The organism is Jeotgalicoccus sp. FSL K6-3177 (genome assembly GCF_038050175.1).
GTDB lineage: Bacteria > Bacillota > Bacilli > Staphylococcales > Salinicoccaceae > Jeotgalicoccus > Jeotgalicoccus nanhaiensis.
Map to the genome: position 1 here is coordinate 346,085 of NZ_JBBOSK010000001.1, position 12,239 is coordinate 358,323.

Genomic DNA, 12,239 nt, shown 5'->3' on the forward strand with positions numbered 1-12,239 from the left:
GTATTTATTTTGATAAGGCGATTTTAATATGAGCTAAATGATGCTCTTCATGCCATGACAGCTTAGCAATTTTAGTTCCGACGGAAATTTCACCATTAACCTGATGTGTGAATACACGTGTTAACTGTTTTTCTGTCAAACTGTTTCCAAGCGCCATTACATGTTCATTAATGCCTTCCAGTATTTTAAGAGAACTATCTACAGGAAGTTTACTATCAGGCAGCTCTGCCCAGTCATCTTGAATGAACTCCGGAACTTTTGGGTTATCGTCCGTTAAAGCAAGCTTCAGGCGCTGATACATATTCAGCTGTGAATCAGCAATGTGATGAACGAGCTGACGCACAGTCCAGCTGCCTTCACGGTATGTTTTATCTAACTCCTCATCCGTCAGGGAAGCAACTTCATTGCGGAGACGTTCAGTATAAGTACTGATATCTTCCAGCCATTTTTGAACATCGTTAAGAGTCACAGTCTCAGGAACTTGCAATTTACCGATAGGATATTTTACGTCCATATTCAAACCCCTCACTTCTTCATTATATGAATCTACCTTACCATAACAGCAGATATACATCATAATACGAACATAAAGAAAAGCTCTGACCGTTGGGACAGAGCTTTTGCTTTACTTATAATTTATTGACAGGTTCTTCTTTTTCAATATTTTTACCAATATTGTTTGAGATAGTTGCACCAACCTTATCCCAATTCATTAAATTTTCCATTGCGATGGAAATTATCGTACCCATTAAGAGACCGCTTGATAATAACGGCTGAACATAGCCTGGGAGACTTGCGAATGCTGAAGCGGGTACTGCCATAAGTACAAGCCCGAGAAACATCGGGATAGCTGCACGGTAAATATTCAGGCTGTTGAATTCCACAAGTTTGAACCAGTCCCATGCAGAGCCGAAGAGTTGAACATATGAAACGAATAATACTGCACAACCGACGCTTAATGGAATCATCGTAAAGAATGAACCGAATTGAGGAATCACACCCATAATAAAGAACATTGCCGCACCGAAGATAAACGGCATACGTTCGTAAATTTTAGTCTGCTGAATAAAACCGATTGATGATACAAATGGAGAATAAGGCACCAATCCGAGAAATCCTGGAAGAATCGTCATAACACCGGTAATAGTAAATGAATTTCTGTAATCTTTGCTCGTTGAAGGTGAATCCGGATAAAGAGGATCTGTTCCTTTAATAGAGCCGTACTGTTTAGATAAGTTAAGCATACCTGTAATAACAACGGTTAAAATAATTCCAATATTCCATGCTGGCGAACCGAGCGGGAACCAGAATATTTCAAGGGAATTTGCTGTTCCGCCTGTAAGCTGTGCATCCGAGCCGAACAATAAGAGATAAGCTGGCCAGCCGACAATAATCCCAATCAGCATAGCGTACTGTGATAATTTATTGGAACCGCGAATCGTTAAAATAAGAACTAAGCTGACAATAACAAATGATAAAATCGCGGGTCCAATTTGAATTTCTGTCGGACCCTCTCCGCCGCCAAATGGCAGACCGACCATGCCTTTGAAGAAGCTGATGCAAAGGGAGACGCCGAACAAGAGCATGAATACTCCCATAACACTTGGATTAAATAATTTTTCTAAATAATATCCTAAACCTGTTAAACCGATAATTACTGTAAGAATCCCTGTAATAATTAAGCCGGTTGCGATACTGCCGCCCACTTCTGCAATAGGCATTCCCTGCGCTGCTGCAAGTGAAGATAAGGCGAGAAGTACGCCCCACCACAGTCCGGATGGACCGTCCATAATCGGCCTTCTATGGCCGATAAATACCTGTAACAGACATGCAATTCCGCCAAGTATAAATGAAAACTGCATTGTACTCACAATTTCCGCCTGCGATAAATTAAAAGCTGCGCCCATGGTAATCGGCACAACAACTGTGTTGATAAATATATACATTAACCATTGAAGGCCGCCCAGCCAGTTATCGACATTTTTGAAATACTTAGTCATACTTTATGTCACACCATTTCATATTTAATTTATTTTAATATCTACTTTATAATAAGGGGGTTTATATAAAAAAACATTGTCCAAAACAGATAAATTGAGAATATTTTTTATCGTAAATTATCAAAGTAAAGAAGGAGTAAATCAGAAAGACAGATTTCCAGAGAAAATAATAAAAAATATTTGCTATAATTGAGGTTAAATGAAAAGGCAGTGATGTTTTATGAAAGTTATTATTGATGCAGATGCATGTCCGGTAAAGGATATAGTGATTAAAGAAACTAAAGATGAAAATATAGAAGTCGTACTTGTATCGAGTCTGTCTCATTTCAGTTCAAAAGAACTCGACTCGCATGTCCGGACAATTTATGTCGATGCCGGTCCCGATGCTGCAGATTATAAAATTGTCCAGCTGGCTGAAGCGGGAGATGTCATCGTAACACAGGACTACGGCTTAGCCTCGCTGCTTCTGCCGAAGGGCTGTACAGTACTGCATCATACAGGGTTCGAGTATAATAAGATGAATATGGATTATCTGCTTGAAACACGCCATATGAGCAGTGTAATCAGAAGAGGCGGTGGGCGGACCAAAGGTCCTAAGGCTTTATCGCAGGAAGACAAAAATTCATTTTTAAAAGCTTTTCAAGAGGTGCTTGCATCAAAATAAGGGGAGAACACATCAATGACTGAATTTCTGTTTATTTTAACGAATGTAATGCTGCCGATAGCTATTATTGTTTTTATCGGTTACGTTGCACAGTTGAGATTGCAACTCGATCGGCCGACACTCGGCAAACTGATGGTGAACTATATTATTCCGGGATTCATATTTATGAACCTCTACAGTTCGGATATAGACTTCAGTCTGCTGTTATACATAATGATTTTTTTGTTTATCTTTGCACTGCTGTCTTATGCCGTGTCGAGGATTATCGCAGCTGTGTTTGGAGTGAAAGGGCAGCACACTGTATTATTTACGAACTCCAGTTTATTTTATAACGCTGGTAATTACGGCGTACCGGTTAACGACCTGGTATTTAAAAGTGATCCATTTGCGATGAGTGTGCAGGTCATGATGGTAGTATTCCAAAATATTATTGCATACTCATACGGTATTTTCGTCCTGAGTGCGGAAAATGTAGGGAAATTTAAAGCGCTGCTCGGCTATTTTAAAATGCCAATATTTTACGGGCTGTTTTTAGGTCTGATATTTAACTACTTCAATATCGGTTTGCCGACGCCGGTAATATCATCACTGGATTACATAAGAGACGCGATGATCGGTATGGTGCTGTTCATACTCGGAACACAGATTGCCGGCATCAGATTCCGCCATCTCCGGTTTACTGCCTTTATCGCAACGGCCGTGAAACTGTTAGTCATTCCTGCCATGGCACTGCTGATGCTGCTTCTCTTTAACGTCGAAGGTGTCGTTGCACAGGCGATACTGATTACGACAGCAATGCCTGCATCTGTAAACAGTTCTGTTATTGCCCAGCAGTACAGCAGTGATCCCGAATACGCTGCGGAAATTGTGATGATGAGCACGCTGCTCAGCGCAATCACTCTGCCGCTCGTTATTTACACGGCGCTGAATATGTTTTAAATATTTGAGAGTGATATTGAAGCGGGCGATTGCGCGCCACCGAGAACTGACGGTGGCACGAGAAGATGAATTGCGCGCCACCGAGAACTGACGGTGGCACGAGAAGATAAATTGTGCGCCACCGAGAACTGACGATGGCACGAGAAGATAAAAAGAATGCCGGTAATGTCATCATTGCCGGCACTTTTCCTATTAACTTAAATACATATCGATAAATTTTTTTGAAGGACGTTCGCAGACATTCTTAACGGGAATTTTTTTACGATATTTTGCAATGACTTTATATGATGTATCCCGTATAAATTTAGGAATAAGTTTTAGAAGAATTACGGGCTTAAAAAGCCTGTTAGCATCCGCGAGCATGTGAAGTGCAGCATCAGAATATATATAAGTTTTGTCTTCTGCGATATAAATAACGCTGTCTATATCGTCATCCGGCTTATGATTTTCTTTAGCCCAATCAGTATTGAAATCGGTAATGCGAAGTTCAGGATTTTTATTAATGCGCACCGTAAAGCGTACGAAGAAATTGCAGAAACTGCAGTCTCCGTCAAAAATCAGTACTTTCATAGTCACGCCTCCTCACTCTGATTTTATCATAATAGCTTCTAGACTAATATTGCTGAGGATTGAGAAGGAAATGGCTGAAAAATTGCTGGGGTTGATGTGACACAATCTCATATGTATCCGAGACTCTTGGGGTTGATGTGATAGAGTTTCATATGTATCCCAGACTGCCAGGGTTGGCATGACAGAATCTCATATGTATCCCAGACTCTCAGGATTGGTATGACGGAATCTCATATGTATCCCAGACTCCTAGGGTTGGTATGACAAAATCTCATATGTATCCTAACTCCCGCACACTCCTATTCTCAACAAAAAAGCAGAATCCCGGAAACTCAGGATTCTGCTTTATTTATCTTATTTTTTGACAATCATTTCAATTTCAACTTCTGCGCCAAGCGGTAACTCAAGTACTGCGACACACGTGCGTGACGGATATGGAGCGCTGAACTTCTCTTTATATACTTCATTCATCGCTTCGAAGTTTTTCATCGTCGTTAAGTAAACATTCACTTTAACAACCTGATCTTCTGTAACTCCCGCATCTTCCATAACGTCAAAGAGGTTATGGAAGGCAATTTCAGTCTGTTTAGCAATATCTCCTGTTAAATCTTCAGTAACATCCAGTCTGTTTTTTGCTGTCTGTCCTGAAAAATAAAGAAAATCTCCAGCGTCGGTAACGTGCGAATACGGCCCCGAGCTGCTGACTGTTTTTGTGTTAAATGCTTTTCTGCTCATAAAACACCCTCCTAATTATAATAATTTAATCATAGCATTTTTAAGGGAATTGACTAGCATTAAACAAAATCTATTAGTGTAAAAAAGTATATCCAACTTCGATAAGAAATTATGTGTTTTCTATGAGCTTATTATTGGGTATAAAGTGGGCAAAAGCTGTTATAGTATATGGTGGAAGATATTAGAATGTTTATCGACTTAGGATAAAATTATTTAAAAAGAGGTTTGACCATGCATTATACAGTTAAAGAATTACTGACTCTCGACGAATTTCGGGAGGCTGAATATATTGGCACCAAACAGAGTCTCGCAAAAAACATAAAAGGTATAACGGTAATCGATTCACCTGACATTTCGTTATGGCTTAACGGGGGTGAGTCGATTCTGACAAGTTTCTTCCCGGTAAAAGATTTAAACGAAGAAGAAATGAAGGATTGGATGCACGAGCTTGCCGATAAAAAAATCAGCGCTCTAGTCGTTAAGATACCGAAAGAGTTTGACAGTATCCCAAAACCGGTAAGGGAGGTCTGCAGGGAGAGGAATATCCCGATTATATCGCTGCCGACTGCAATTCCGTTTATCGATATTATTTATAAAGTTACACGAAAAATTTTTAATCAGGATGTTGAAAAACTGGAATACTTCAGAGAAATTCACCACCGTTTCACCGAATTGTCGATTCAGAATGTCAGCGATGAAGTGATTATTGAGACGCTCGAGTCACTGATTGGAAATCCCGTCACAATTTACAACGAGCTGTTTAAAGTCATTGCGACTACGGACAAGGAAGTGGAATTGTTTTACGAATCGCATAAGTTTCAAGAGGAGAAAAATACAAAGAACACTATTTTCCCAATCTACCGCCGCTTTGTAATTTATCCGAAACTGCAGGACCGTGAATGCGAGCAGATTATGATACCGGTCACATCGGTCAACCAGACAAAAGTCATGCTTGTGATCAGTGCAATTCATTCAGGCTTCAGCGATTTTGATTTTATGGCTATTGAAAATGCGGCGACAGCGCTGTCTTTAAATCTCGCTAAAAAAATTGCGATTTCTGAAGTTGAGAAGAAATATAAGAATGAGATTATCGATGATTTGTTATCGGGCGACATCAGAGATGAAGATGATATTGCCGAACGTGCCGATAATATTAAATTTGATTTAAACAGCCGTTCTGCAGTTGTAGTATTTACACTGAAATTCAAAAGTAAAAAAGTAACGAGCGAAATCAGAGAACGGTATTATAATATTTTAAATAATAATATAGACTACTATTTAAAAAATGCTATCGTGCGCGAACGGTTTAATCAGGTCATTGTAATCTGGCCGGTGCATTCCGGACAGAGTAATAAGAAAAAAGAGATGGATACTATTAAAAGAACGCTCGGCTATGTCATTAACAAATTTGAAAGCACGGTCAGAGAGGCGAAAGTTTATACTGGTATCGGCTCCATTGCGGATACAGTGCATGATCTGCCGAAAAGTCACAAAGAAGCGCAGGAAGTGCTTGATGTAAATGAAATGTCTTACCAGCACAATCCTATTTTAAGTTTTGAAGAGCTTGGCATTTACCGTCTGCTCTACCAGTTCAAACACGATAACAACAGATTGAAGGAATTTATTCCGGCCAGTCTCGGAAGACTGCTTGATTATAACAAGACAAACAGGGAACAATTAATTGAGACGCTGGAAATGTACTTGCAGTGCCAGCAAAATGTTTCGCGTTCTGCAGACAGACTTTACGTACACTATAAAACAGTTTCCTACCGCCTTGATAAGATTAAGGAAATCACCCAGATGGACTACGATGATGCGAATGAAATGCTCTCAGTCCAGGTCGGACTGAAGATCCTGGAAATAATGAGAAAGGAGTAACCTGTAAAATATAGATAATTAAATAGATAAAAACGCAAAAAATTATCTATACTGGATAAAGACATCGGGCTTTTAGACATATATAATAAATGATGGTGTTAAACACTGTATGTAAATAAATCAAATTTAGAATATAACAGAGGTGTAAATATGTCAGAAGAACATAACAATCTTCCGCCGGAGGGCCTGGATGCGGCAGCTCAGACGGATTCTCTTAAACCGAATGGTCCTGAAGACAGAACTTTAGGGGCAGCGGGATACATGTCACTGTGGGTTGGAGACGGTGTCAACATGGGTAATATGACACTCGGTGCGAGTGTTGTAGTTGCAGGTATGGCAATATTGAATATTTGGCAGACTATTGCAGCAGCATTAATTGCAATCGGAATCGTTTCTGTCCTCTTTGCATTAAACGACAGAGCGGGTTACAAATACGGTATTCCTTACGTAGCTCACTTAAAAGCTTCATTTGGTGAGAAAGGAACATTGCTTTCTTCACTGCTCCGGGCGGTGCCGGCTGTTATCTGGTACGGTATCCAGAGCTGGATCGGCGGTACGGCGCTAAATGAAGTATTCAGAATACTGTCAGGCGGCGCATTCGACAATGTATTTATTGGTTTTATTATTCTATTAGTTATACAGATAGTGCTTTCAATGAAAGGGTTCAAGAGTATTAAAGCAGTTGAATCAGTGGCATCCATCGTTCTGATGGGTATCGTTGTGACTGTATTTATCATACTGGTTAAAGACCACAGTGCAGCAATTTCAACTTCATGGATTAATGCTGAAGGTACGTGGGGGATTGAGTTCTTCGCATACATCATGGTCTTCCTTGGTAACTATGCAGCTATTTTCCTAAGTGCGGCAGACTATTCACGCGAGCTGAAAACAGGTTATACGGACGGAAAAAGAGGATTCCTTTACTTCCTGCCGATCATCGTTGCCTACGGTTCAGTAATTGTTGTCGGTGCGATGCTTGCAAGTGCGACAGGCTATACAAACCCGGCGCTTGGACTGCCAGCATTATTTGATAATGTTTATATGCAGTTATTCATCTCTGTATTTATCGTGTTTGGTGCAATAGCAGTAAACATGGTAGCAAATATTGTTACACCAACTTATGTGATTCAGCTGTTTACTAAACTGAACTACAAGGTTGCAGTAGTAATTACAGGACTGCTTGCAATGGGTTCATTCCCTTGGCTGTTAGTACAGGATGACAATGCAAAAGGTCTGGATACTTTCGTTCAGGTATACTCAGCTTTCCTGGGACCGTTAATTGCGATTCTTATCGTTGAATTCTACATTATGAGAAAACAGCGTATCGATATTAAAGAATTGTATAAAAAAGGCGGAAACTTTGACGGAGTCAACTATGCGGCAATACTGGCACTCGGTATCGGGGCGGCGGCAGCCTTCATGTTCGTTGACCTTGCATGGCTGATCGGATTTATCGTTGCAGGTGTTGCATATCCAATCATTTCGAAAACGATGTTCAAAGGTTCCAAGTTCAAGAAAGATACGATTTTTGAAAAAGATATGAAATAAGATGAAAAGAGCAGGGAGATTTTTTAATCTCCCTGCTCTTTTGCTTTAATCTTTAACATTCGGGTATTAGAAATCAGGGAGGAGATTCCGATGAGTCTTGAAATTCAGTACATATCTAAAAACAACCAGATAGAAACAGCGGATGGCCGGGATACAGTTCCTTACGATACAACTTTTACCTGGTATGATTACAACAGTTTTAATGATAAGGAGCAGCTGCTTGCAGATTTTAATTTTAACGAAGATAGGTTAGAAGATGAAACTACGAAAAGATACCGGCCGCAGTATTATAACTTTGATGACTACCAGCTGTTAATCTGCCACGTCATTGACCGGGATACGCTGGAAGCTCATGCAATTAATATTTGTGTAATGAAAGATGTAATTATTACCTATCATGACGGAGTGCTGGACGATTTTATCGATATTGCCGAAATTATTAAACATAAACATGAAGATTTGGAAATTGATATAGCACTCCATATACTGCATGCAACGGTCGATCAGTATTTCGATATCGTCCATGAAATAGAAGATGATGTAATGCTGTTTGAAGAAAAGCACGGCAATGAGAAAAAAGGTGAAGATATCACAGCAAAAATGTTCGATTTAAGAAAAAGAATCTTCCGGGTGAAGCGCGTCATCGTACCAATGGAAGAACTCGTGGAAAAATTTAAAGAACAGGAAGATATTTTTAACAGCAGCCAGAGCGAGCCGATCTTAAGTAAAATTAATTCTAAAATCGACAGACAGCAGCTGATTATTCAATTCTCAGAAGAAATGATTGATGAAATGAAAGATAATTATATCTCTTATAATACTTTCCGCATGAATAAAATTATTAACGTGCTCACAATTATTTCAGCAGTTTTCCTGCCGCTGACACTGATCACCGGTATATACGGCATGAATTTTGAAAATATGCCCGAACTGTCGTGGCCGCCGGCATACTTTGTAACCTTGGGCATAATGATTATAATCAGTGTGTGCATGCTGGGATATTTTAAATATAAAGATTGGATGTAGCTTTACTAAATAAATAAATTTTTTAAAAACAGTTTACATTCTTAAGATGACAATGCTATTATATAAAACGTAACTATTACGAATAGGAATTATTACGATTTAAATAGGAGGACAAAATGAAAAAGAAATTGCTGAAGGGTTTAAGCGTGCTTGCTGCGGCAGGATTATTCGCTGCATGCCAGAATGAAGAGGTAAAGCAATCGGAAGAAGATACTCACGAATCGCACCAGCATACAGAAGAGACGGGAAATACAGAAACAGCACCAGCAGTTATAGAGGGGCTTTCAGATCATTATCATACCGGTGATACCGTTGAGCTGACGGCAGCTGCCGATATCGAAACAGATGGCCACTGGCACTGGTATACAAGTGAGGATCAGGAAAACTGGGAACTGATTGAAGGAGAATACGAAGATGCTTTGTCTCTGGAAGCGGCGGATGAACAGTACATAAAAACAGTCTTATATGACGATGAACACGAGCCTGTAGCTGAAAGCGACCCGGTAAATATTAAAATTGATGACCATACGGGCGATATATACAACGGACATTTTGAAGACAACCAAATAGAAGACCGGGATATATCCGACTGGTCGGGCGAGTGGCAATCGATATACCCGTACCTTGAGTCAGGCGAGCTTGACGACGTGTTCGAGCATAAATCTGAAGACGGTGATATGACAGCAGAAGAATATAAGGAATATTACCGTGAAGGCTATATGACAAATGTGAACGAGATTAACATAACGGACAGCGGTGAATTTACTTTTTATGAAAGTGATGAAGAGTATACAGGAAAATATGAATATGACGGATATGAAATATTGGAATATGAAGCTGGCAACAGAGGCGTTCGCTTTATCTTTAATAAAACAGATGGTGATGGAGAAGCGCCCGACTTCATTCAGTTCAGCGATCATATTATTGCACCTGAGAAATCAAGCCATTTCCATTTATACTGGGGTGATGACAGAGAGGCGCTGCTGGATGAAGTTGTAAATTGGCCAACGTATTATCCGGCTGATTCAACGGCGGACAGTATTAAAAAAGATATGCTGAAACATTAGAAAGAGGGATAGAATGCGAAGATTAAACTGGATGCTTTTATTTGCTGCGGTGATAATATTAACAGCATGCAGCAGTGATACCGAAGATAGCGATAAATTAAAAATTTACACTACAGTATATCCCCTGGAATATATCATTTCTGAAATCGGCGGTGATACTGTAGAAACAGAATCTATTCTGCCGCCGGGTGCTGATGGTCACAGCTATGAACCGACATCTCAGGAAATGCTGAAATACGCAGACGGCGACGGTGTTGTGTATGTTGGCGAGGGCATGGAAGCATTCTCTGAAAATATAGCTGATGCCCTCGGCAGCGAGGAAACAGCTTTGATTAAAATCGGCGATTATCATGAATTGTTCAGCGGCGCACCTGAAGAATTTGCTGGCCGTGAACACGAAGCGGATGATGACTTTATCGAGGGTATGAAAGAACATTATCATACGGGCGATACGGTGGAACTTAGCGCTTCCGGTAATGGCGATAAAATAGAATGGGCAGCAGCTGAAGGCAAAGATGAATTTGAAGTGGTGAGCAGCGGGGAAGAATTTAAGTATACAGCCGGAGCAAAAAGTTTTTCTGTACGAGCTTCAATTTATGAGAACGGAAAATTAATCGCGGAAGATATCGCAGATATAAAAATCGATAACCACGATTCATTCGACCCTCACATATGGATTGATCCGTTAAAAATGATAGAAACGGCTGAAATACTAAAAGATGAACTGATTAAATTGAATGAAGATGAAGAGACGCTCTACCAGGAAAATTATGAGAAGCTTGTGAAAGAACTGACCGCGCTGGATGAGGAATTCAGCGAAGTTTTATCATCTAAAAAGAATGCTAAAATTATTGTGCCTCACGCTGCTTTCGGCTACTGGCAACGTTACGGTGTAAAACAAATACCTGTTTCAGGATATTCAATGAGCGATGAACCTTCCCAGCAGCAGCTGTCGGAACTATTAAAGACCGCGGAAGACAATGATTTGAAATATGTATTATTTGAACAAAACAGTCCGGGCAGAATTTCTGAAGTGATTCAGGAGGAGATAGGTGCTGAAGCGGAATATATTCATAATATGGAGGTCAGGACAGAAGCGGATATCGAAAATCAGGAAGATTATATTTCACTGATGAAAAGAAACCTCGGAGTGCTGGACAAAGTGACAGAATAAAATTGAAACGTGTTTTCTCTCCATCATTTGAGGTATGTTAAAATAGTGGAATAAATGAGCAGGATGAGGTGCTGTGATGGCAAACGACGGTGTAATATATTTAGAGAGAAAAGATGTACCGAAAAATTATGATCCGAAAGGATTTAATGTAAAACTGTTCGGGCTCGTCGCAATGAGTGCTTATTTACTATTTATTATTTTTGATATGTCATATATGACGTTCAGAAATATTGAAGAAAGTGCTTTTAACCGTGCTTATATTGTAGCACTCGTTATTCTAATCGGAATTATAGCCGGCTTTATATTTAAAGCCGATAAAGGTGATAAATATTACGAACTGCATATTGCACCATCTGGAATGATTATTAAATTCCGCCGGGGACAAACAGTACTGCCGAAAAAAGATATTACCAATATTACAATTGAACGTGATATTCAGACAGTCATTCGTTTCTACAGCGGAGAGGAAATACTGAAAGAGCTGAATCATATTTATCTGAACCATGAACAATTTGTAAACCGGCTGAGAGAATTGGATTATCCGGTGGAAGATCTTACAGAAGATGAAGTTTAAATAGAGAAAAGGCACTGTCCCCCGACGGGGACAGTGCCTTTTTGATGAAGATAAGCCTTCGATT

General features: G+C 39.8%; 12 protein-coding genes. 8 read left to right on the forward strand and 4 right to left on the reverse strand.

What is annotated here, in order from left to right:
• Window positions 1–4 precede the first annotated feature (4 nt).
• The gene (locus tag MHH58_RS01770) at window positions 5–514 is read right to left on the reverse strand and encodes a YfiT family bacillithiol transferase (RefSeq protein ID WP_341344851.1); all 510 of its coding nucleotides are present in this window, start codon (window positions 512–514) and stop codon (window positions 5–7) included.
• Window positions 515–629: 115 nt separating this feature from the next.
• On the reverse strand, window positions 630–2,000 hold the full coding sequence (locus tag MHH58_RS01775; RefSeq protein ID WP_115884820.1) for a uracil/xanthine transporter: 1,371 nt from the start codon (window positions 1,998–2,000) through the stop codon (window positions 630–632).
• A gap of 220 nt (window positions 2,001–2,220) precedes the next feature.
• On the opposite strand from MHH58_RS01775, the gene MHH58_RS01780 reads away from it, so the two are divergent.
• Complete coding sequence (locus MHH58_RS01780) at window positions 2,221–2,664, forward strand: YaiI/YqxD family protein (RefSeq protein ID WP_341344852.1); 444 nt, start codon at window positions 2,221–2,223, stop codon at window positions 2,662–2,664.
• Between the two features lie 15 nt (window positions 2,665–2,679).
• Window positions 2,680–3,603 (forward strand): AEC family transporter, encoded by a 924-nt coding sequence (locus tag MHH58_RS01785; RefSeq protein ID WP_341344853.1) that lies wholly within the window; start codon window positions 2,680–2,682, stop codon window positions 3,601–3,603.
• A gap of 192 nt (window positions 3,604–3,795) precedes the next feature.
• Here MHH58_RS01785 and MHH58_RS01790 read toward each other — a convergent pair whose 3' ends face one another.
• Both MHH58_RS01790 and MHH58_RS01795 read right to left on the reverse strand, forming a co-directional pair.
• Window positions 3,796–4,173 carry a thiol-disulfide oxidoreductase DCC family protein gene (locus MHH58_RS01790; protein ID WP_135097919.1) on the reverse strand — a complete coding sequence of 126 codons (378 nt, stop codon included), beginning with the start codon at window positions 4,171–4,173 and terminating at the stop codon, window positions 3,796–3,798.
• A gap of 354 nt (window positions 4,174–4,527) precedes the next feature.
• A complete protein-coding gene (locus MHH58_RS01795; RefSeq protein WP_115884816.1) occupies window positions 4,528–4,908 on the reverse strand; it encodes a RidA family protein in 381 nt (126 codons plus the stop codon).
• Window positions 4,909–5,139: 231 nt separating this feature from the next.
• Between MHH58_RS01795 and MHH58_RS01800 the strand changes: the two genes are divergently transcribed.
• The 6 genes from MHH58_RS01800 (at window position 5,140) to MHH58_RS01825 (ending at window position 12,175) form a co-directional block, all read left to right on the forward strand.
• On the forward strand, window positions 5,140–6,786 hold the full coding sequence (locus MHH58_RS01800) for a PucR family transcriptional regulator (protein WP_341344854.1): 1,647 nt from the start codon (window positions 5,140–5,142) through the stop codon (window positions 6,784–6,786).
• A 150-nt stretch (window positions 6,787–6,936) separates the two neighbouring features.
• A complete protein-coding gene (locus tag MHH58_RS01805; protein ID WP_341344855.1) occupies window positions 6,937–8,334 on the forward strand; it encodes an NCS1 family transporter in 1,398 nt (465 codons plus the stop codon).
• Between the two features lie 90 nt (window positions 8,335–8,424).
• Window positions 8,425–9,360 carry a CorA family divalent cation transporter gene (locus MHH58_RS01810; protein ID WP_341344856.1) on the forward strand — a complete coding sequence of 312 codons (936 nt, stop codon included), beginning with the start codon at window positions 8,425–8,427 and terminating at the stop codon, window positions 9,358–9,360.
• A gap of 116 nt (window positions 9,361–9,476) precedes the next feature.
• Window positions 9,477–10,427, forward strand: coding sequence for a ZinT family metal-binding protein (locus tag MHH58_RS01815; RefSeq protein WP_135097929.1), 951 nt, complete (start codon window positions 9,477–9,479; stop codon window positions 10,425–10,427).
• 13 nt (window positions 10,428–10,440) lie between these two features.
• Window positions 10,441–11,601 (forward strand): metal ABC transporter solute-binding protein, Zn/Mn family, encoded by a 1,161-nt coding sequence (locus MHH58_RS01820; protein ID WP_135097931.1) that lies wholly within the window; start codon window positions 10,441–10,443, stop codon window positions 11,599–11,601.
• Window positions 11,602–11,674: 73 nt separating this feature from the next.
• Window positions 11,675–12,175, forward strand: a complete 501-nt coding sequence (locus tag MHH58_RS01825) for a hypothetical protein (RefSeq protein WP_341344857.1) — start codon at window positions 11,675–11,677, stop codon at window positions 12,173–12,175.
• Window positions 12,176–12,239: the final 64 nt, after the last annotated feature.